This window comes from Arthrobacter sp. 10T425 (genome assembly GCF_056393985.1).
On record NZ_JBFTGZ010000019.1, the window covers coordinates 78,575 to 97,753 of the forward strand.

Genomic DNA, 19,179 nt, shown 5'->3' on the forward strand with positions numbered 1-19,179 from the left:
GGGCCGCCGGCTCGATGGGTCACACGCCGACCCAGGCCTGTCAGGCTGGATTGACGCCCTTATGCCTGTCAATCTAAACTGACAGGCATGGAGACTGATGACCTGTCCGCGCATATTCATTCACTCGACCCCGCCGTCGGTCTGCGGGCGGTCGGCGCCCTCCATCGCCTGGCAGAACAGGTCGAGGCAGCGCAGGTCAGAGCTGCCCGACAGCGGGGATGGACCTGGGAGCAGATCGGCGACGCCCTGGGCGTCTCGCGGCAGTCCGTCCACGCAAAATACCGAGAGTGAGATCAAGCCATGTTTGAACGATTTGCCGACGACACCCGAAAAATCGTTGGCTTCGCCATGGACGAGGCCCGCTGCAGCGGCGACAAGCGGCTGGGCACGGATCATCTGCTGCTGGGGGCGCTCCACGATCCTGCTCCCGCCGCCCTTCTGGGTGTCACGCTCGATCAGGCACGGGCCGCGGCGGCGAGGCTTGACCGCACGGCACTCGCATCAATCGGTATAGATGCCCACGGCTTTGAGCGCGTCCCCATGCCCAGCCGGGGGAAGAAGCCGCCCTTCAGCTCGGGCGCCCGGTCGGTAATGGAAGGCATGCTTCGGTACGCCATGGACCAGAAGTCACGACAAATCACCACCGCGAATCTGCTGCTGTCGCTGCTGGACTGCCAGGAACACGATCCGGCAGCCGTGCTGCTGAAGGAACTGGGGGTCGACCGGGCGGGGGTCCGGCGCAGGGTTATTTCCTCCTGATCCGGAGCCGGCTTCCTGCCGGTCACCACGGCGTCTACTCGCCGGCGCCGACCCACTCCACGCTGCCGTCGGCGAAAAACTGTTCCTTCCAGATCGGCACTTGGGCCTTGATCCGGTCGACGAGTTCTGCACATACGGCGAAGGCCTGGCCGCGGTGGGCCGCCGAGACGGCGCACACCAGAGCCGGATCGCCGATCTCCAGCATGCCGATCCTGTGGGCCGCCCAGATCCGCACCGGCTGCCGCTCGTCCCGCGTGGCGCCGGCGCCGCCGGCGGCGTCCTCCGGAGATCCGCCGGGCGCGGCACTCCCGGCCGGGACCGAGTGCTCCGCCACAAGCCCGGCGACGACGTCGGCCATCACCTGGTGGGCCGTCGGGTGGGCGCTGTAGCTGAGCCGGGAGACCTGCTTGCCGCCGTCGTGGTTGCGGACGACGCCGCTGAAGCTGACCACCGCTCCTGCCGTGTCCGACTCCACCGCCGCGATGGCCTGCTCCACCGAGATGGGTTCGGCGCTCAGCACGGCGTGCACGATTTCAAATCCGGTATTAGTGCCCATGGCTGCCTTCCAGTTGGTCGCAAAGGTGTCCAACGATGGGATCCAGCACGGCCAGACCGTCCATCACGCCTTTCGGGGATCCGGGCAGGTTCACGATGAACGTCTGTCCGGCTGCGCCCGCGTGGCCCCGGCTGAGCATGGCCATCGGAGTCTTGGCCGTTCCGGCGTTCCGGATGCCCTCCATGATGCCGGGGATTTCCCGGTCCAGCAGGGGCAGCGTCTGCTCCGGAGTTGCGTCGGTGGGGCTCAGCCCGGTGCCGCCGCTGGTGATGATGACGGCCGGCTGCTGGCTCAGCAGGGCCCTCAGCGCGGCCCCGACCGGCGCCCCGTCCGGCACCACCATGGCGGGGAACGGCTCGAAGCCGTGTTCGGTGAGCCAATCGATGATCACAGGGCCCGTGAGGTCCTCATAGACACCGGAGGCCGCCCGGGTGGAGGCGATCACGACACCGGCCTTGCGGCCCGTGGCCTCGCCGTGGCGGTGGGGTTCAGGCATGTTCATAGGGTCCAGTCCCCGCTCTTGCCGCCGCTTTTGGCGAGCACCTTGATATCGGTCAGGACCGCGTGCTTGTCCACGGCCTTGATCATGTCGTACACGCTCAGTGCCGCGACCGTCGCCGCAGTCAGGGCTTCCATCTCGACCCCGGTGACGCCGCGTGTCTTGACCGTGGCGAAAATTGTCACGGCGTCGGTGTCGAGCTCAAAGTCGATGGTGACCTTGGCGATCGGCAGCGGGTGGCAGAGCGGGATCAGGTCCGGCGTCTTCTTGGCCGCCATGATCCCGGCGATGCGGGCCACGGCCAGGGCGTCGCCCTTCGGGAGCTCACCGCCGCCGAGGAGGGACAGGACCTCGGCCGTGCTGCGGACGGTCGCGGTGGCCGTGGCTTCCCGGGTGGACTGCGCCTTGTTGGACACATCCACCATCTGGGCCGTGCCGTCGTGGCGGAGGTGGGTCAGGCGGGTGTTGCCCACGGCTCTTTTGTCCGCTTCGCCGTTGCCCGCTTCGCCGTTGTCCGCCGGTGCGGCATCCGCTTCAGGGTTTTCTACATCATTCACAGGATCCATACTTCCACTTCGTCGCCCGCTGCGAGCGCCGCTGTTCCCTCTGGCACGTGGACGAGGGCGTTGGAACGGGCCAAGGCATGGACCAGGTGGGAGCCCGCGCCGCCCTCCAGCCTGACCGTGCCGTCCGGAGCCAGCGTGCCGCGCCGCACCTGGTGCTTGCCCGCCGGGGAGGTCAGCGGTTCGGCGAGGCGCGCGCGGACGGCGGGCCGGGGCGCCGGGGCGCCGAACAGTTCCGTGAGGACCGGGCGCAGGAACATTTCAAAGGACACCAGGCAGCTCACCGGATTGCCCGGGAACCCCAGCACAGGGACGCCATCGAAGCTGCCGATCCCCTGCGGGCCGCCCGGCTGCATCGCCACGGCGCCGAATTCGACGTCGTGTCCGGCCATTGCCTGCCGGACCACCTCGTAGGCACCTTTGCTGACGCCGCCGGTGGTGACGATCAGGTCCGCGGCGGGGGCGTGCCGGCGCAGCAACGCGGCGAGCTCATCCGGCTGGTCCGTGGAGACGCCGGTCCGTGTGACCTGGAGCCCGGCCTGGCGCATGGAGGACTCGAGCAGCGTGCCGTTGGAGTCGAAGATCTTGCCCGGTCCGAGCGGGCTGCCCGGTTCCACCACCTCGTCGCCGGTGGTGACCAGGAGGACCCGGAGGGAGGGACGGACGGGCACCTCCGTGTAGCCCATCGCCGCCAGCAGTCCCAGCTGGCCGGGGCCGAGGAAGGTCCCCGCGCTGAGGGCGAGCTCGCCGGAGCGGATGTCGCTGCCGGCGTCGCGCACGAACGTTCCGGCGGCGGCGGCCGGCAAGTGGACCGTGGCGGGCTCCCCCGGCACCGGGAAGGAATCGGGCACGGCCTGCTCGATGGGAACGACGGCGTCGGCCCCGGCCGGCATCATCGCGCCGGTCATGATCGGGGCGGCCGTGCCGGCGGCCAGTTCCGCCGGTGTGGCTCCGGCCGGGACGGGCGCGACGACACGCAGTTCCCTGCCGCCGTCGGGCACGTCGGCGCTGCGGATCGCGAAGCCGTCCATCTGCGAGTTGGCGAAGGGGGGAAGGTCCAGCGGCGCCAGGATGTCGGCGGCGAGCCCCCGGCCCAGGGCTTCGAGCAGCGGGAGCCGTTCCACCCGCCCCTCGGTGCGCAGGGGGGCCAGCAGGGCCCGCACCTTGTCCCGGTGTGCTTGAACGCTGACATGCCTTGTCTCGGTGCGGTGCATGCGTTTCCTGACCTCTGCTCGGCTCGCTAGGACTTCACGTCAACTCTAACCGTGTGATAACCCGTGGCTCCGTTCGGCGCGACCGGTGCGGATTCCTCGGCCTGCGGCACGCCGTCGAGGGCTGTGGCCCGGACCTGGACCTCATATTGTCCCGGCTCCAGCGGCAAGGCCAGCTTCCACTGGTACCAGGTGTCCTTGGAGATGCCGGGGGCCAGCTCGGCCTGATGCCAGTCGCCGCGGTTGACCCGCAGCTCCACCTTGCCGATGCCCGTGTGCTGGGCCCACGCGACGCCGCCGAAGACAACCGTCCCGCCCTTCACGTTGGCCCCGTCGCGCGGCACGTCAATGCGGGACGATGTCTTGATGGGCCCGCGCTCGCTCCAGCCGCGGGGCGTCCAGTAGGCGACGTCGTCCGCGTACCGGGTCACTTTCAGTTCGGTGACCCACTTCGTGGCGGAGACGTAGCCGTACAGCCCGGGCACGATCATCCGGACGGGGAATCCATGTTCGAGCGGAAGCGGTTCCCCGTTCATGGCGACGGCCAGCAGCGCGTCGCGGTTATCCGTGAGGGCCTCCAGCGGGGTCCCTGCCGTCCAGCCGTCCGTGCTCCGGGAGAGCACCATGTCCGCCCCGGGCTTAGGGCCGGCCATGGCGAGCAGTTCGCGCACCGGCCAGCCGAGCCAGCGGGCATTGCCGATCAGGTCCCCGCCGACCTCGTTGGAGACGCAGGCGATGGTCACGTGCCGTTCCGTCAGGGGTTTGGCCAGGAGAGTGGCGAAGTCGAGCTCGATCTCCCGTTCCACCAGGCCCGTGACTTTCAGCGTCCATTCCGCAGGATCCACCAGCGGGACGCGCAGGGCGGTGTCGATCCGGTAGAAATCCCTGTTCGGCGTCACGAGCGGGCCCAGTCCGTCCAGCCGGATCTCGGCGCCGGCCGGGATGGGCGGCGCGGGAGCGGCGGGCACCGGGAGGACCAGCTTGCTGCGCACGTCGCTGACGACGGCGGCCGCTCCCCTGAGGGTGGAGGCGAGCACACCGGCGACGGCGGCAACCGCGGCTGTCCCGCCCAGCGCCAGCAGGAACCTGCGCCGGGCGGGCCCGGCTTCGTTGGCTGTGGCATCTGCAGGCGCCACGGCAGGGGCGTCCTGCGGAGCCGGCTCAACCGGTGGTGTTTCCGGCGGGCCGGACGCCACCGCCGGTCGCCGGCCGGCATCGGGTTGCCACTCCAACAGTTTCCGGATGAGCCACCGCAACAGCGCGATCCCCACCAGTGCCACCAGCACCGGGACGGGGATGGCGTTGGCGGTCAGGTCGGCCCGGCTCAGCACGGCCACGAGCCCTACCGCGCCGAACACCGCGATGAGAATCACCCCGGCGAAACGGCGCCGCGCTTCGAGGACTCCGGAGAGCGCCGCGAGCGCGGCGATGACCAGTGCCATGCCGCCCAGGAGTGCCACCTTGTCCGCCGTGCCGAACAAGGAAATGGCCCACTCCTTGACGCCCGGCGGGACGGTGTCGATCACGGCCCCGCCGACGGCCGTCACCGGAGACACCGTGGGGCTCACCAGGCTGGCCGTGAGTTCACCGAGGACCACCGCCGTCCCCACGGCCACCAGTCCGGCCCCGGCGGCCCACAGGTCCCGGGACTGCCGCTGCCGGACTCCCGGTTCCGTATGCTGCTGTTCCCTGCCGGCGAGTGTGCCGCCGGTTTCCTTCCCCTGCCCGTCAAAGCTGACGCCGCTGCTCACTGTGCCCATCCCGTCCGGAGTTTTTCCTCTACCGCGTCGCGCGGAATCCTGTTGTGTGCTCCCTCGGCTGTTGCTGCCGGGGCTGCTGCTCCCCCGGCAGCAGGCTCCCCGGCAGAAGTGCCGTGGCTGCCACCCGGCTTCTGGCCGGCGGCTCCCTGGCCGGGGAGCAGCAGCGAGAACCGGCATCCGCCGTCGACGTTCTCCACGGTGACGGTGCCTTGATGGGCGCTGACGATTCCGGCGACAATGCTCAGGCCAAGGCCGGCGCCGCTGTAGCGCATGACGCCTGCCGGCTCATCCGGCCCGGGCGCCCGGAAGCCGTCGCCCGGGGCCGCGCCATCAGGGGCCATTCCGTCCAGTCCGTCGTCCGGGGCGGCCCAACGGCCGGTCTGCCGCCGCGCCGGGTCCTTTTGCCAGCCGGTTTCGAACACATGCGGGAGGTCCGCTTCGGGGATCCCGCCGCAGCCGTCGGTGACTGCGACGACGGCCCGGTCACCGTCCCGGCCGACTTCCACGGTGACCCGGGAGCCGGGTCTGCTGTGGACGATCGCGTTGAGCACGACGTTCCGGATGGCACGCCCCATCGAGGGGCCGTCGGCGAGGGCCAGGCTTTCCCGTTGGCCGCCGCCGTCGAGCGTAATGCCGTGCTGCTCCGCCAGCGCGGCGAGGTCGGCAATGGCGTCGCTGGCGAGGTCGTACAGGTCCAACGGCTCGGCCTTGAGCCGCATAGTTCCGGCATGGATCTTCGACAGTTCCAGGAGGTCGTTGACCATGCCGGCCATGAGGTCGGTCTGCGCGATGAGCTTGCGGTAGTAGGCGGGGACGTCCGCGGCCATCCCGTCTTCCAGGGCCTCGGTCATGGCGCGCATGCTCGCCAGCGGCGTCCGCAGGTCGTGGGAGATCCAGCTGACCAGTTCGCGGCGGGCGTTTTCGACGGCGGCCTCCCGCTGCCGGGAGGCCTCCAGCATCCGGCTGCTGGATTCGAGCTCGGCGGCGAGGGCGGCAAGTTCGTGGCTCATCACCGGGGACTGGATCCCGGGGCTCTCGCCGCGGCCGATGCTCCGGGCAGCCTCGACCAGCGCCTTGGCGTTCCGCGAGACCCTCGCTCCGAGCACGAGCGCGATCGAAACAGCCACGGCGGAAGCCACGGCCAGGACGTACCACATCACTTCGAGGTCCCGGGCCGAGATGAACATCGCGTTGAAGGCGCTGACCATTCCGGCCGTCAGGACCGCCACGGCGGCGAGCACCACCACACAGATCTGGACCGCGAACGAGGCCCGGCGCAGGGATTTCAGGATGAGCAGCGACGCGGCCCCGATCACGGCTCCCCAGGCCAGGGCCCAGCCGATGATGGTCAGGAGTTCAGAGGTCTGCATCGGCGGACTCCTCCTCATCGCTGGGGTCCAGCCGGTAACCCACGCCCCAGACCGTTTTCAGGACGGAGGGGCGGGTGGGGTCGTCCTCGATCTTCTCCCGCAGCCTCCGCACGTGCACCGTGACAGTGGACAGGTCCCCGTAGTCCCAGCCCCAGACGGCTTTCATGAGTTCCTCGCGGCTGAAGACCTGCCGGGGACGGCGGAGCATGAAGGCCAGAAGGTCGAACTCCCTGGCCGTCAGCGCCAGGGGCCTGCCATGGCGGGAGACGGTGCGTGCGGCCGGGTTGAGGTCGAAACCGCCCACTTCGACGGAGGGCTCCGGGCTGAATTCGGGAATGCTCCTGCGCAGGACCGAACGGACCCGCAGTACCAGCTCGCGGGGCGAGAACGGCTTGGTGACGTAGTCGTCAGCGCCGGCTTCCAGGCCGAGGATCCGGTCGTCTTCCGTTCCGAGGGCAGTGAGCATGATGACCGGGACACTGTGTGCGGCACGGAGCCGGCGGCAGACTTCCACACCGTCCAGGCCCGGCAGCATCCGGTCCAGCAGGACGAGGTCCGGGCGGCGTTCGGCCGCAAGGCGCAGGGCCGTGAACCCGTCGGCGGCGAGGACCACCTGGTATCCCGCCTGGACGAGGTAGTCCCGGACCACTCCGGCGATGGTCGGTTCGTCCTCGACGAGGAGGATGCGCCGGTACTCCGTTGCGTCCGGGGCCGGCTGGGTCTTGTTCACGCTTCCAGCATAGGTTCGCGGCCACGGTCCGGGCAGGGCTCCGGACCCCCGCCGGACATCGTTCCCGAATCCGTAATATCCGTGCCGTCATGCGGCTGTGACGTGGGCCGCGAGGTGGCGTAGCCTGACTCTATGACAGTTCAACTGGGTATGCCCCAGCCCCGCGCGGCAGGCAGTCCCGGAGCGGGAGTGCCTGCTGCAGCCGCACTGTCCGGGCGTCCGGAGGGCCTGGTTGCAGGGCTCGTGGATCGCTACGGCCGCCGTGCCACGGACATGCGCCTCTCACTGACGGACAAGTGCAATCTGCGTTGCACCTATTGCATGCCGGCCGAGGGCCTGGAATGGCTGTCCAAGCAGGCGGTGATGTCCGCGGAGGAAATCGTCCGGATCGTGCGGATCGGCGTCGACATGCTCGGCGTGCGTGAACTGCGGCTGACCGGAGGCGAGCCCCTGGTGCGGGCGGACCTGCTGCAGATCATCGCCGCGCTCCGCCAGGGCCACCCCGGCCTGCCAATCTCGATGACCACCAACGCCGTCGGCCTGGACAAGAAGGCCGCCGGACTCAAAGCCGCGGGACTGACCAGAATCAACGTCTCGCTGGACTCCCTGCATGAAGAAACCTTTACCAAGCTGACCCGCCGGCCCTTCCTGGACAGGGTCCTCGCCGGCGTCGACGCCGCCTGGGCCGCAGGCCTGGGCCCGGTCAAGCTCAACGCTGTACTCATGCGCGGCATCAACGACGCCGAGTCCCCGGCACTCCTGGCGTGGGCACTGGACCGCGGCTATGAACTGCGCTTCATCGAACAGATGCCGCTCGACGCGGACCACGGCTGGACCCGGCGGAACATGATCACCGCCGCGGAGATCCGGGAACTGCTCTCGGTCGATTACGTGCTCAGTTCCGACCCGCGGGACCGCGACGGCGCCCCGGCGGAACGGTTCGAAGTCCGGGCCCGGGTTCCCGGCACCGACCGCGCCGCCGGCCCTCTGCTCGGCACTGTGGGCATCATCGCCTCCGTCACGGAGCCGTTCTGCTCGGACTGCCGCCGGACGCGCATCACCGCCGAGGGCAAGATCATGAGCTGCCTGTTCTCGCGCGAGGAAGTGGATCTGCTGGGGCTGCTGCGCGAGGGCGCCAGCGACGAACAGCTCGCCGAACGCTGGCAGGATGCCATGTGGATCAAGCCCAAGGCCCACGGCATGGACCATGTGGGCCTCGACGCGCCCGACTTCGTCCAGCCGGACCGCAGCATGAGCGCCATCGGAGGCTGACTTTTTCGTGAATGTACGCTACTTCGCTGCCGCACGCGCTGCCGCCGGCGTGGATGAAGAACGCTACGACCTCGCCGACGGCGACACCCTCGCCTCGCTGCTCGAGGCGATCCTCGCCGTCGAGCGCCCCGAACCGCCGGCCGGTACGCCGCCGCTGGCCCGCATCCTGTCCCGCTCCAGCTTCCTGCTCAACGAAGTTGCCGTGCGGGACCATGCCGCGGCGCTCAAGCCGGCCGACGTCGTCGACGTGCTGCCGCCGTTCGCCGGCGGGTAACCCGGGCACGCCCGGCTCCATAAAGCCGGTATGTCGGGTTCACAAAATCCGGGGTATCGCGTTTAGCTGGCCGGTTCTAGAGTGTGGAATATCCGCCGCGGCGGGCAACAAACACCAACGAGGAGGGCAGCATGTTCACCTTGCAGATCGAGCATAGGATCAAGGATTTCTCCATGTGGAAAGCGGCGTTCGACCGTGATCCGGTGAACCGCGCGGCGTCGGGCGTCACCGCGTACCGCATCAACCAACCCGTGGACGACCCGCACTCTGTGGTCGTTGAACTGGACTTCGAGCAGCGCGGGCAGGCAGAGGCCTTGTTGGCCAATCTTCAGGCGAAGGTCTGGAACTCCGCCGAGGCGGCGCCCGGCCTAGAGGGAACTCCGAAGACCCGGATTCTGCAGGCCGCCTCCTAAGACCTCACGCCGGTACGGCAGCGCCCTCAGCGACGCGGCGGCACACGGTAGTCATGAAGGGCGTGAAATCGCTCGCCCTGCCCAGGCGGAGTCCGGCGGCATGAGTGAGTTCGCCGTCGTCCACCCGGAAGGTGTGCCGTGCGGTCCCGCGGTCACTTCGCCGTTCCACGGTCAAGGTGCCGCCTTCCATGCTGGCGCGCGCGGGTCCCTCGGGCGGCAACCCCAAGCTGTTGACGTGGTACCAGAAGGTCTCCGGATGGTCCGGGTCCGTCGTGAAGACACCGTGGCCTTCGGACCGGGTCCCGTCCGCATCCGTGTGCCGGTAGCTCTGGGTGACGGCAAGCCCGGCTGCTGCCCGGGAAAAGATAATCTCGGTGTCCGCGGTGCGCGCCGGACCCCACGCGGTTGCCTCCCAGTGCGTGGTCCCCGTCCAATGGCCCAGGAAAGCCTCAAGCGCCTCGCATGCACTGCCTGGCAGCGGCCGGTCCACAGTTTCTCCCATATGGAGTTCCTCCCGAGTGACCCCGCCACCATCATGGCGCCGCGCCAGTTGGAATGTCTAGGCCAGGAGTCCGAACGTCTCGGTTTCCTCGAACGGCCCGACCACCGTGACGGTCCGCGGGGCTGCCGCGAGCTCACGGGCGAGCTCCTGGACCTCCGCGGCTGTGACGGCCTTGATCTGGCGGAGGGTCTCATCGATGTCCTGGTACTCGCCGGACACCAGTTCCGCGCGGCCCAGCCGGGACATCCGGGAACCGGTGTCCTCCAGCGCCAGCACGATTCCGCCGCACAGCTGCCCCTCCGCCTTGCGCAGCTCCTCGTCTGAGATGCCGTCGGCAGCCAGCTTGTCCAGTTCGGCGCCCAGCAGATCAATGACCTGGCGGACCTTCGACGGGGTGCATCCGGCGTACATGCCGAAATAGCCGGCATCGGCGTAGGAGGAGGCGAAAGAGTAGGTCGAGTAGACGAGTCCGCGCTTTTCCCGGACCTCCTGGAAGAGGCGGGAGGACATTCCGCCGCCGAGGACGGCGTTGAGCACACTCATCACAAAGCGGCGGCCGTCGGTGGCGACCAGCGACGGGCAACCCATAATGATGTTGGCCTGCTCCACCTGCCTCTTGACCACATGCAGGCCGGCCGTGCCGGTGATCGATGCACGTTCGGTGGAGCGGCGCTGCACGGGGGCGGCCGCGGCCTCAAGGTTCCAGCCGGCGGAGTGCAGGGCATCCACCACGAGCCCGCAGACGACGTCGTGGTCCAGGCCGCCGGCCGCGGTGACCACGAGCTCGTCGGGACGGTAGTAGCGGCGGTAGTGGTCCCACACCGAGTCGCGTGCCACGGCCCGGATGGCTGCCGGCGTGCCGCCGATGGGGCGGCCCAGCGGGTGCGTTCCCAGCACGGCGGCCACGAAGTTCTCGTGCGCGACGTCGGTGGGATCGTCGCTGTCCATGGCGATTTCCTCGAGGATGACGTCCCGCTCCTGCTCCATCTCCTGCGGGTCCAGGACCGCGCCGGTGATCATGTCCGCGATGACGTCGATCGCCATGGGAAGGTCCGTGTCCAGCACGCGGGCGAAGTAGCAGGTGCTTTCCTTCGCGGTGGCCGCATTGGATTCCCCGCCGACCTCGTCGAAGGCCGAGGCGATCTCCAGCGCGGTGCGGCGCTTGGTGCCCTTGAAGAGCAGGTGCTCCAGGAAGTGCGTGGAACCGTGCTGGCCGGGAGCCTCGTCGCGGGAGCCGACGCCGACCCAGAAACCGATCGTGGCAGAGCGTTGGCCGGGCATCGCTTCGGTGAGGACGCGGACGCCGCCGGGCAGGACCGAGCGTCGCACCTCGGAGCCGCCGTCGGCGCCGTGGATCAGGGTGTCAGCGTGCTGGTTCTGCTCTAGCGGCAGGGGGACGACAGTCATCAAGGCCTTTCATTGAACACATGCCAAATCTGCCTGCCATCCTACCTTTAACAGCAGCGGGGCCGGTGGTTGATCCACCGGCCCCGCTTTTTGACTCAGGAGAGACTACTCCGCGGCGTCCGCGGAGACCTCGGCGTTGTCAGCGTTTTCCGTGTTTCCTGCATTTTCGGAGCCAGCCTCCTCAGCCACTACGGGCGAGAGGGACAGCTTTCCGCGATCGTCGATCTTGGTGATTTCCACCTGGATCTTCTGGCCCACGGAGACGACGTCGTCGACGTTGTCCACGCGCTTGCCGCCGGCGATCTTGCGCAGCTCGGAGATGTGCAGGAGGCCGTCCTTGCCCGGGGTCAGGGAAACGAAGGCGCCGAAGGTGGTGGTCTTGACGACCGTGCCCAGGTAGCGCTCACCGATTTCCGGGATCTGCGGGTTGGCGATGGCGTTGATCGCGGACCGTGCTGCGTCGGCAGACGGGCCGTTGGTGGCGCCAATGTAGACAGTTCCGTCGTCCTCGATCGAGATGTCGGCTCCGGTGTCTTCCTGGATCTGGTTGATCATCTTGCCCTTCGGGCCGATGACCTCGCCGATCTTGTCAACCGGGATCTTGACCGCGATGACGCGCGGCGCGAACTCGGAGAGCTCGTCCGGGGTGTCGATCGCGGAGTTCAGGACGTCCAGGATGTGCAGACGGGCTTCGCGGGCCTGCTTCAGGGCGGCGGCCAGGACCGAGGCCGGGATGCCGTCGAGCTTCGTGTCCAGCTGGATGGCCGTGACGAACTCGGAGGTACCGGCAACCTTGAAGTCCATGTCACCGAAGGCATCTTCGGCGCCGAGGATATCGGTCAGGGCGGCGTAACGGGTCTGGCCGTCGACCTGGTCGGAAACCAGGCCCATGGCGATACCGGCAACAGCAGCCTTCAGCGGCACGCCTGCGTTCAGCAGGGACAGCGTGGAGGCGCAGACGGAACCCATCGACGTCGAACCGTTGGAGCTGAGAGCCTCAGACACCTGGCGGATGGCGTAGGGGAATTCCTCGCGGGACGGCAGCACCGGCATGATGGCGCGCTCTGCGAGGGCACCGTGGCCGATTTCGCGGCGCTTCGGGGAGCCGACGCGGCCGGTCTCGCCGGTGGAGTACGGCGGGAAGTTGTAGTTGTGCATGTAGCGCTTGCGCGTCACGGGAGACAGCGAGTCGATCTGCTGTTCCATCTTGAGCATGTTCAGCGTGGTGACACCCATGATCTGGGTCTCGCCGCGTTCGAAGATGGCCGAGCCGTGGACGCGGGGCAGAACCTCAACCTCGGCGGTGAGCTGGCGGATGTCCGTCAGGCCGCGGCCGTCGATGCGGATCTGGTCCTTGAGGATACGCTGGCGCACAACCTGCTTGGTGACGGAGCGGAAGGCTGCGGACAGTTCCTTCTCGCGGCCTTCGAACTGGCCGGCCAGGGAAGAGGTGACCTCATCCTTGAGCTCGTCGGACGCGGTGTCGCGTTCCTGCTTGTCGGCGATCTGGAAGACAGCGGCCAGCTTCTCGGCGGCAGCGGACTCCACAGCGGCGTAGACGTCGTCCTGGTAGTCCAGGAAGACCGGGAACTCGACGGTCGGCTTGGCGGCGCGGGCTGCCAGGTCGGACTGTGCTTCGCAAAGGGCCTTGATGAACGGCTTGGCAGCCTCGAGGCCCTCGGAGACAACCTCTTCGGTCGGGGCGGTGGCGCCCTGTTCCTTGATGAGGTTCCAGGAGTTGTCGGTGGCTTCGGCTTCAACCATCATGATGGCGACGTCGTCACCGGCGATGCGGCCGGCGACGACCATGTTGAAGACGGCGTTCTCGAGCTGGGAGTGCTTCGGGAACGCAACCCACTGCGAGCCGTGCTCGTCGGCAACGAGGGCAACGCGGACGCCGCCGATCGGGCCGGAGAAGGGCAGGCCGGAAAGCTGGGTGGACATCGAGGACGCGTTGATCGCGACGACGTCGTAGAGCTCGTCCGGGTTGATGGACAGCACGGTGACGACGATCTGGACCTCGTTGCGCAGACCCTTGACGAACGCGGGGCGCAGCGGGCGGTCCATGAGGCGGCAGGCCAGGATGGCTTCCGTGGAGGGACGGCCTTCGCGGCGGAAGAACGAGCCCGGGATGCGGCCGGCGGCGTACATACGCTCTTCGACGTCGACGGTCAGCGGGAAGAAGTCGAAACCTTCACGCGGGTGCTTGCCGGCGGTGGTTGCGGACAGCAGCGCGGTCTCTTCATCGATGTAGACCATCGCTGCGCCGGCTGCCTGCTTGGCAAGGCGGCCGGTTTCAAAGCGGATTACACGCTTGCCGAAGCGGCCATTGTCAATGATTGCTTCTGAGAACTGGATTTCGGGACCCTCCATAGAGAGTCACCTCCGTTTCTTGGTTCACGGAGCCCAGCCGCATCAACCCAGCCCAGCATCTGTCTACTGGCCTGCACTGCACCCGGTCATCGATCGAGACCCACGGGCCGGGCCTCATTCCTTGAGGCCGTTCCCGGGGATCACTACCGAGGACCGCGAATGCGTGATGCGGTTGATCCTCCTGTTTAGTTTTTTCCTGAAGAAGGCGGCCCTTTCCGGTCCGGAAGGGGCCGCCCCTTAAAGCTGACTAGCGACGCAGGCCGAGGCGCTCGATGAGCTTACGGTAGCGTGTGATGTCAGTGTTCTTGAGGTAGGTGAGCATGCGCTTGCGACGACCAACCATGGCCAGCAGACCGCGCTGGGTGTGGTAATCGTGCTTGTGCTCCTTCATGTGCTCAGTGAGATCCTTGATCCGCTGAGTCAGGACTGCAACCTGGACCTCCGGCGAACCGGTGTCGCCCTCGGACGTTGCGAAATCCTTGATGATGGACTGCTTTACAGCGGCTTCAAGTGCCACAATAACTCCTAGAGATGTGCCGTGAGGCCCGAATCAGTAATTCACTGCCGGGGGTGCCGTCCCGGAATCCCCCGCCGAAGCCGGGCATTCCGTACACAACAGGAGCCAGCCGCCACGGACTGCAGCCGGATCCAACGTTCAGTTTAGTGGCACGTCCGCGGTCTTGTCGAAACCGCCGGGCGCGGCCGCCGACTCTGCCGGCGCGCCAGCTGCCTGCGGCGGTTGCGGTTTTCCACTTTCCTGGGCTGCGAGCAGTTCGCGAATAGCGGCGACACCCCGGTAAAGCTCCGCGAAGGATGTGCTGAGCGGCGACAGCCCGATCCTGATGCCCTGCGGGGCGCGGAAATCGGGAATCACGTCCTGGTCCCACAATGTGGCCGTCATTTCCCGGAAGGCCGGGTGGTCGATCGTCACGTGGCTGCCGCGCAGTTCCGCCGCCCGCGGGGTGGACAGCTGCACGCCGGCCGGCGCCAGCCAGGCGTCGTAAAGTTCGAGGGCATAAGCGGTCAGCACCCGTGACTTCTCCCGCAGTGACGCCATCCCAGCTTCCTCGATCAGGTCCAGGGTGCCGCGCATGGCGAGCATCCCGAAGATCGCCGGAGTGCCGCTAAGGAAGCCGCGGATGCCGGGGGCGGCCTCGTAGCCGGGACCCATTTCGAACGCGTCCTTGCGCCCCATCCAGCCCCAGATGGGCTGCTGCAGCCCGGCCAGGTGCCGTGCGTTGATGTAGGCGAACGCGGGCGAGCCCGGTCCCCCGTTCAGATATTTGTAGGTGCAGCCTGCCGCGAAGTCGACGTCGGCGTCGTCCAAAGCGATCTCCACAGACCCGGCGGAGTGGCACAGGTCCCACACCACCAGGGCGCCGGCGTCGTGGATTGCCGCGGTGATGCCCGGCAGGTCCGCGAGGAAGCCGGAGCGGTAGGCGATCTGGCTCAGAACCACGACGGCGGTGGCCGGGCCGGTGGCGTCCCGCACCTGCTCGACGGTGACGCCGGAGGCGGGATCGGCGTCGATCCAGCGCAGGGTCAGGCCTTCTTCACGGGCGATTCCCTCCACCAGGTAACGGTCGGTGGGGAAATTATCCGTGTCCAGGACGATCTCGGTCCGGGCCGGATCGGTGACGGCTGCCAGCGCGGCGCGGATGAGCTTGTACAGCACCACGGTGGTGGAATCGGCAATGATCGTCTGCCCCGGCGCCGCGCCGAGCACGGCGCGGCCGAGTTGGTCGCCGATCTTCTGGGGCAGTTCGAGCCATTCCTCGTCCCAGCCCCGGATCAGGCGGCCGCCCCAGCTGTCCTGGATGAAGCTGCTGATGTCGGTGACGGTCCGCTTGAGCGGACGGCCCAGGGAGTTGCCGTCAAGGTAGGACAGGGCCGTGTCCGTGCCGACGAAGTGGTCGCGGTAGCCGGCCAGCGGGTCCGCGGCGTCGAGGTCGAGGGCGCGCTGCCACAGGCTGTCCGTCGCGTCGGTGTTGGCGGAGATGCTCACTGGCCGATCTCCGTCCGCACAGCGAAGAGTTCGGGGAAGAAGGTCAGTTCGAGGGCCTTCTGCAGGAACGCGGCGCCGCTGGATCCGCCGGTGCCGGCCTTCATGCCGATGGTCCGCTGGACGGTGCGCAGGTGGCGGAAACGCCACAGCTGGAAGTTGTCCTCAAGGTCCACAAGTTCCTCGCAGGCCTCGTATGCGCCCCAGTTGTCGGCGGCGTTCTCGTAGATGTACTTGAACACCGGGACCAGTTCGGGGCAGAACTCGTGGGCCTTGGTGACGTCGCGCTCCAGCAGGGAGGCAGGGACGTCGAAGCCCTGGCGCTTGAGATAGGCGAGGAAATCGTCGTAGATGCTGGGGGCTTCGAGCAGTTCGCGCAGCATCTCGTGGGCCTCGGGGTCCGATTCGAACACCGGAAGCATCTTGGCGTTCTTGTTGCCGAGGAGGAACTCCACCGCACGGTACTGGCTGGACTGGAATCCGGAAGAGTTGCCGAGGAAGCCGCGGAACTGGGAGTACTCGGTGGGCGTCAGGGTGGCCAGCACGGACCATTGCTCGGTGAGCGTCTTCTGAATGTGCTTGACGCGGGCGATCGCCTTCAGGGCGGACCCGAGGTCGTCCGACCGCAGCCACGCGGCGGCGCTGCGAAGCTCGTGCAATACCAGCTTCAGCCACAGCTCCGTGGTCTGGTGCTGGATGATGAACAGCATCTCGTCGTGGTGTTCCGGGGTGCTGACCGGCTGCTGGGCGCTGAGCAGGGTGGGCAACTGCAGGTAGGACGCGTAGCTCATCCGCGCACTGAAATCCCGGACAATGTCCTGGTCCAGTTCCCTCGTGTTTTTCTCGATGGTCACGTGTCTTGCCTTCCTTGCCAAGTGGCTGTGAATCAGCGCGGCTCCAGTGAACCAGAACATTGTCAGCGCGGGGCCGACGCCGATCCGGCCCGGTTCTTAGCGGGCGAACAGGAGGTCGTGGGCCTGGACGACGTCCAGGCGCATCTGCTCCACCAAAGCTTCAGCCCCACGGTACGCCACCATGCCGCGGAGCCTGGCGACAAATTCCACCACAACTGTCTGGTCGTACAGATCGAAGTCATCTGGAGACTCTTCCGGGCGGTCGATCACGTGGGCCTCGACCTGACGGCTCACGCCGTCGAACGTCGGGTTCGAGCCTACGGAGATGGCGGCGGGCCAGCGCGTGCCTGCCTGGTCCACGAGCCAGCCGGCGTAGATGCCGTCCGCGGGGATGTACCCGGTGGCCGTCGAGGAGAGGTTCGCGGTGGGGAACCCGAGGTCGCGGCCGCGTGCGGCCCCGTGCACCACCTCGCCGCGCATCCGGTGCGGCCTGCCGAGGACGGCAGCGGCGGTGGCGACGTCGCCCGCGCGCAGGGCCTCGCGCACCCACGTGGACGAACAGCGGCGGTCCGTGCCGTCGTCGTCGTGGATGGGAAAGCCCTCTGAGCCGAATTCGCTGATGACCTGCACCTCGAACCCGAGCTTCTTGCCCAGCTCCTGCATGGTGGCGAGGTCGCCGGAATTGCCGCGGCCAAACCGGGCGTCGTGGCCGATCACCACGTGGCTGGCCTTGAGGCTGTCGACCAGCACTGTCGCGACGAATTCCTCGGGGGTGAGGCTGGCGAGCTCCATCGAGTACTTCATCACCAGCACGGCGTCGAGGCCGAGCTCTCCGAGGGCCACGAGCTTGTCCTCCAGCCCCATGATCAGTTCGGGAGCCGATTCCGGACGGTGTACCTGCGCGGGGTGCGGGTCGAAGGTGATGGCGACGGCGCGTGCGTGCTTCAACCGGGCGGTACGGATGAGCTGCGACAGCACCTGCTGGTGGCCGCGGTGCACGCCGTCGAAATTGCCGAACGTGACAACCGAAGGACCAAAGTCCGCCGGGACCTCGGACAGATCGTTCCAGATGTGGACCATCAACCTCGCCTTTTGCTGCCTGCCATGAACTGCTCCGGAGCGACCGTGCCGGCTCCGGAACTCTCTTAGATTACCCGCAATCCGGGCAACTCCCGGACGGTCCGCCGGGCTCCGGGGCATCCGCGTAAAGGCCACGCCGGAGGGACCACGGTTAATCGGCGGCAGGGCGAAGGTGTGAGGCGGGCGCGCACTATCGCCCGAGCAAAAGCCGCCGCTCGCTGTCGCGCACCGTCTGTTTCCGCCAATTCCGCCAATGCAGCAGCACTGCGACGAGGATGAGGGGGACGTGGAGCCCGGGCAGGATATTCGCTAACCACCGCGGCAGGTAGATGTCCGTTACGGAGCCCGAGCCGTCGCCAAGATTTTTCGCGACGACAGTCAACGGGCATTGGAAGCCGGTGCCCGCAAAAATCAGCGATTCGCTGGCGACCACGACGGCGGCAGCCCTCGTCTTCCGGTCATTGCGGCCCGTGATGCCGGCGTACAGGACGTAGGCCATGGAGGCCTCGATCACGAGCCAGGCAAGGGTGTGGAGCGTCTTCACTGCCCGCAGCATCAGACTGCGCTGGTCCATGCCTCCACCCTAGGCCCGCCGTGGCACGCAGGCTTGGGACTTTCGGCCCGGTGCAGGGAGCCCGGCGACGGAGGGCGCGGTTTCGGGGGTCCCACCGAGTCAGTCGAGGCGAGCGTCAGTCCAGGCGCGGGGGTCACTCCAGGCGGAAGTAGGTGTTCCGGCGGGGTGTCCGGGCGGGGTCGAGGTGGGGTGGTGGGGTGAACCAGGGGATGCCGGTGCGCATCTGGATGCTCCAGTGTTCCTTGTGGATCAGATGGTGGTGATGGGAGCAGAGCAGGGTGCCGTTGCCGGTTCCGGTGGTTCCGGCGCGGGACCAGTAGGTGATGTGGTGGGCCTCGCACCAGGGGGCCGGGATCGCGCATTGCGGGAAGGCGCAGCCCCGGTCCCGGGCCGTGATGGCCTTGCGGATGTGGGGCGGGAAGATGCGGGAGGCGCGGCCGATGTCCAGGACCTGGCCCTCGCCGCCGAGGACGACCGGGATGATGTCCGCGTCGCAGGCGAGCTTGCGAACCGTGGACGCGGTAATTGGGCCGGTGAACAGCAGCGTCCCGGTGCCGTGTCTGGTTCCGGTGCCGTGCTGTGCGGTGTTGGCAGGGGCGCCTGCTTCGGCGGGAGTCGTCCCGAGCCGGGTGAGCAGGTCGCGGTAGTCGATGGTGGCCATGATCTGGGGCCGGAGCCCGCCCGCGGCGGGCAGCCCTCCGGTGGCGAGGGCCGCTTTGCACGCGCCGACCAGGCCGTCGAGCAGCCGTTGGGGCCGGGAGCGGTGGTCCAGGGACGGCAGTGCGGGGTCCTGTTCGGCCGTGGCGGGCTCCGCAGCGGGGCCTGGCGCATCCGCCGCCGCGGACCCGTCACCCGGTCCGGTGGCGGTGCCCTGGCCGGTGTCTGGGCCGGTGCGGGGGTTGGTGGCGGTGTTCATCACGGTGATCAGGTGTTCGAACTGGTCCGTGGTGGCGAAGATTTCCAGGTGCTGCAGGCCGTGC

21 protein-coding genes are annotated in these 19,179 nt (G+C 68.0%); 5 read left to right on the plus strand and 16 right to left on the minus strand.

Annotated features, from left to right (window positions below; genetic code table 11):
- Positions 1–87 precede the first annotated feature (87 nt).
- The gene (locus AC1DDH_RS18605; protein WP_223914000.1) at positions 88–291 is read left to right on the plus strand and encodes a helix-turn-helix domain-containing protein; all 204 of its coding nucleotides are present in this window, start codon (positions 88–90) and stop codon (positions 289–291) included.
- A 9-nt stretch (positions 292–300) separates the two neighbouring features.
- Positions 301–759 carry a Clp protease N-terminal domain-containing protein gene (locus AC1DDH_RS18610; protein ID WP_476856433.1) on the plus strand — a complete coding sequence of 153 codons (459 nt, stop codon included), beginning with the start codon at positions 301–303 and terminating at the stop codon, positions 757–759.
- Positions 760–793: 34 nt separating this feature from the next.
- Here the strand turns inward: AC1DDH_RS18610 and AC1DDH_RS18615 are convergent, their stop codons facing one another.
- The 7 genes from AC1DDH_RS18615 to AC1DDH_RS18645 are packed head-to-tail and all read right to left on the minus strand — an operon-like array spanning position 794 to position 7,448.
- Entirely contained in the window at positions 794–1,315 is a 522-nt protein-coding gene (locus AC1DDH_RS18615; RefSeq protein ID WP_476888292.1) for a molybdenum cofactor biosynthesis protein MoaE, read from the minus strand.
- Entirely contained in the window at positions 1,305–1,817 is a 513-nt protein-coding gene (locus AC1DDH_RS18620) for a MogA/MoaB family molybdenum cofactor biosynthesis protein (RefSeq protein ID WP_476849444.1), read from the minus strand. The genes AC1DDH_RS18615 and AC1DDH_RS18620 overlap by 11 nt, the downstream gene beginning before the upstream one ends.
- Entirely contained in the window at positions 1,814–2,371 is a 558-nt protein-coding gene (moaC, locus tag AC1DDH_RS18625) for a cyclic pyranopterin monophosphate synthase MoaC (protein WP_476849443.1), read from the minus strand. The genes AC1DDH_RS18620 and moaC overlap by 4 nt, the downstream gene beginning before the upstream one ends.
- Entirely contained in the window at positions 2,368–3,591 is a 1,224-nt protein-coding gene (locus AC1DDH_RS18630) for a molybdopterin molybdotransferase MoeA (RefSeq protein WP_476872793.1), read from the minus strand. Before AC1DDH_RS18630 ends, moaC begins: the two co-directional genes overlap by 4 nt.
- A gap of 26 nt (positions 3,592–3,617) precedes the next feature.
- Positions 3,618–5,348, minus strand: coding sequence for a molybdopterin-dependent oxidoreductase (locus AC1DDH_RS18635; RefSeq protein ID WP_476956040.1), 1,731 nt, complete (start codon positions 5,346–5,348; stop codon positions 3,618–3,620).
- Positions 5,336–6,718 carry a sensor histidine kinase gene (locus AC1DDH_RS18640; RefSeq protein WP_476888294.1) on the minus strand — a complete coding sequence of 461 codons (1,383 nt, stop codon included), beginning with the start codon at positions 6,716–6,718 and terminating at the stop codon, positions 5,336–5,338. The genes AC1DDH_RS18635 and AC1DDH_RS18640 overlap by 13 nt, the downstream gene beginning before the upstream one ends.
- Complete coding sequence (locus AC1DDH_RS18645; RefSeq protein ID WP_079551342.1) at positions 6,705–7,448, minus strand: response regulator transcription factor; 744 nt, start codon at positions 7,446–7,448, stop codon at positions 6,705–6,707. The genes AC1DDH_RS18640 and AC1DDH_RS18645 overlap by 14 nt, the downstream gene beginning before the upstream one ends.
- A 132-nt stretch (positions 7,449–7,580) precedes the next feature.
- On the opposite strand from AC1DDH_RS18645, the gene moaA reads away from it, so the two are divergent.
- The 3 genes from moaA (at position 7,581) to AC1DDH_RS18660 (ending at position 9,407) form a co-directional block, all read left to right on the plus strand.
- Positions 7,581–8,720, plus strand: a complete 1,140-nt coding sequence (gene moaA, locus AC1DDH_RS18650; protein ID WP_476956041.1) for a GTP 3',8-cyclase MoaA — start codon at positions 7,581–7,583, stop codon at positions 8,718–8,720.
- A 7-nt stretch (positions 8,721–8,727) separates the two neighbouring features.
- Complete coding sequence (locus tag AC1DDH_RS18655; RefSeq protein ID WP_229992995.1) at positions 8,728–8,994, plus strand: MoaD/ThiS family protein; 267 nt, start codon at positions 8,728–8,730, stop codon at positions 8,992–8,994.
- Between the two features lie 131 nt (positions 8,995–9,125).
- Complete coding sequence (locus AC1DDH_RS18660; protein ID WP_476849439.1) at positions 9,126–9,407, plus strand: hypothetical protein; 282 nt, start codon at positions 9,126–9,128, stop codon at positions 9,405–9,407.
- A gap of 4 nt (positions 9,408–9,411) precedes the next feature.
- Here the strand turns inward: AC1DDH_RS18660 and AC1DDH_RS18665 are convergent, their stop codons facing one another.
- The 9 genes from AC1DDH_RS18665 to AC1DDH_RS18705 form a co-directional block, all read right to left on the minus strand.
- Positions 9,412–9,909: a DUF1579 domain-containing protein gene (locus AC1DDH_RS18665; protein WP_476888296.1), complete on the minus strand. Its 498-nt coding sequence runs from the start codon at positions 9,907–9,909 to the stop codon at positions 9,412–9,414.
- 57 nt (positions 9,910–9,966) lie between these two features.
- Positions 9,967–11,316: a M16 family metallopeptidase gene (locus tag AC1DDH_RS18670; protein ID WP_079551351.1), complete on the minus strand. Its 1,350-nt coding sequence runs from the start codon at positions 11,314–11,316 to the stop codon at positions 9,967–9,969.
- Positions 11,317–11,421: 105 nt separating this feature from the next.
- On the minus strand, positions 11,422–13,689 hold the full coding sequence (locus tag AC1DDH_RS18675) for a polyribonucleotide nucleotidyltransferase (protein ID WP_476888297.1): 2,268 nt from the start codon (positions 13,687–13,689) through the stop codon (positions 11,422–11,424).
- Positions 13,690–13,936: 247 nt separating this feature from the next.
- The gene (gene rpsO, locus AC1DDH_RS18680) at positions 13,937–14,206 is read right to left on the minus strand and encodes a 30S ribosomal protein S15 (protein ID WP_018774485.1); all 270 of its coding nucleotides are present in this window, start codon (positions 14,204–14,206) and stop codon (positions 13,937–13,939) included.
- Positions 14,207–14,344: 138 nt separating this feature from the next.
- Positions 14,345–15,694, minus strand: coding sequence for a kynureninase (kynU, locus tag AC1DDH_RS18685; protein WP_476888298.1), 1,350 nt, complete (start codon positions 15,692–15,694; stop codon positions 14,345–14,347).
- Positions 15,691–16,545 (minus strand): tryptophan 2,3-dioxygenase, encoded by an 855-nt coding sequence (kynA, locus tag AC1DDH_RS18690; RefSeq protein WP_223914012.1) that lies wholly within the window; start codon positions 16,543–16,545, stop codon positions 15,691–15,693. Before kynA ends, kynU begins: the two co-directional genes overlap by 4 nt.
- A 96-nt stretch (positions 16,546–16,641) precedes the next feature.
- On the minus strand, positions 16,642–17,625 hold the full coding sequence (locus tag AC1DDH_RS18695) for a bifunctional riboflavin kinase/FAD synthetase (protein WP_476856440.1): 984 nt from the start codon (positions 17,623–17,625) through the stop codon (positions 16,642–16,644).
- A gap of 190 nt (positions 17,626–17,815) precedes the next feature.
- Positions 17,816–18,199 (minus strand): hypothetical protein, encoded by a 384-nt coding sequence (locus AC1DDH_RS18700; protein WP_476956042.1) that lies wholly within the window; start codon positions 18,197–18,199, stop codon positions 17,816–17,818.
- A gap of 133 nt (positions 18,200–18,332) precedes the next feature.
- Positions 18,333–19,179, minus strand: an 847-nt coding sequence (locus tag AC1DDH_RS18705; RefSeq protein ID WP_476956043.1) for a DUF222 domain-containing protein, incomplete at its 5' end; no start/stop codon positions are given.

What these genes read in the sequence shown, in the direction of transcription:
- AC1DDH_RS18605 (WP_223914000.1), top strand. Translation starts at nt 88, where the DNA reads ATGGAGACTGATGACCTGTCCGCGCATATTCATTCACTCGACCCCGCC.
- AC1DDH_RS18610 (WP_476856433.1), top strand. Translation starts at nt 301, where the DNA reads ATGTTTGAACGATTTGCCGACGACACCCGAAAAATCGTTGGCTTCGCC.
- AC1DDH_RS18615 (WP_476888292.1), bottom strand. Translation starts at nt 1,315, where the DNA reads ATGGGCACTAATACCGGATTTGAAATCGTGCACGCCGTGCTGAGCGCC.
- AC1DDH_RS18620 (WP_476849444.1), bottom strand. Translation starts at nt 1,817, where the DNA reads ATGAACATGCCTGAACCCCACCGCCACGGCGAGGCCACGGGCCGCAAG.
- AC1DDH_RS18630 (WP_476872793.1), bottom strand. Translation starts at nt 3,591, where the DNA reads ATGCACCGCACCGAGACAAGGCATGTCAGCGTTCAAGCACACCGGGAC.
- AC1DDH_RS18635 (WP_476956040.1), bottom strand. Translation starts at nt 5,348, where the DNA reads ATGGGCACAGTGAGCAGCGGCGTCAGCTTTGACGGGCAGGGGAAGGAA.
- AC1DDH_RS18640 (WP_476888294.1), bottom strand. Translation starts at nt 6,718, where the DNA reads ATGCAGACCTCTGAACTCCTGACCATCATCGGCTGGGCCCTGGCCTGG.
- moaA (WP_476956041.1), top strand. Translation starts at nt 7,581, where the DNA reads ATGACAGTTCAACTGGGTATGCCCCAGCCCCGCGCGGCAGGCAGTCCC.
- AC1DDH_RS18660 (WP_476849439.1), top strand. Translation starts at nt 9,126, where the DNA reads ATGTTCACCTTGCAGATCGAGCATAGGATCAAGGATTTCTCCATGTGG.
- AC1DDH_RS18665 (WP_476888296.1), bottom strand. Translation starts at nt 9,909, where the DNA reads ATGGGAGAAACTGTGGACCGGCCGCTGCCAGGCAGTGCATGCGAGGCG.
- AC1DDH_RS18670 (WP_079551351.1), bottom strand. Translation starts at nt 11,316, where the DNA reads ATGACTGTCGTCCCCCTGCCGCTAGAGCAGAACCAGCACGCTGACACC.
- AC1DDH_RS18675 (WP_476888297.1), bottom strand. Translation starts at nt 13,689, where the DNA reads ATGGAGGGTCCCGAAATCCAGTTCTCAGAAGCAATCATTGACAATGGC.
- AC1DDH_RS18695 (WP_476856440.1), bottom strand. Translation starts at nt 17,625, where the DNA reads ATGGTCCACATCTGGAACGATCTGTCCGAGGTCCCGGCGGACTTTGGT.
- AC1DDH_RS18700 (WP_476956042.1), bottom strand. Translation starts at nt 18,199, where the DNA reads ATGGACCAGCGCAGTCTGATGCTGCGGGCAGTGAAGACGCTCCACACC.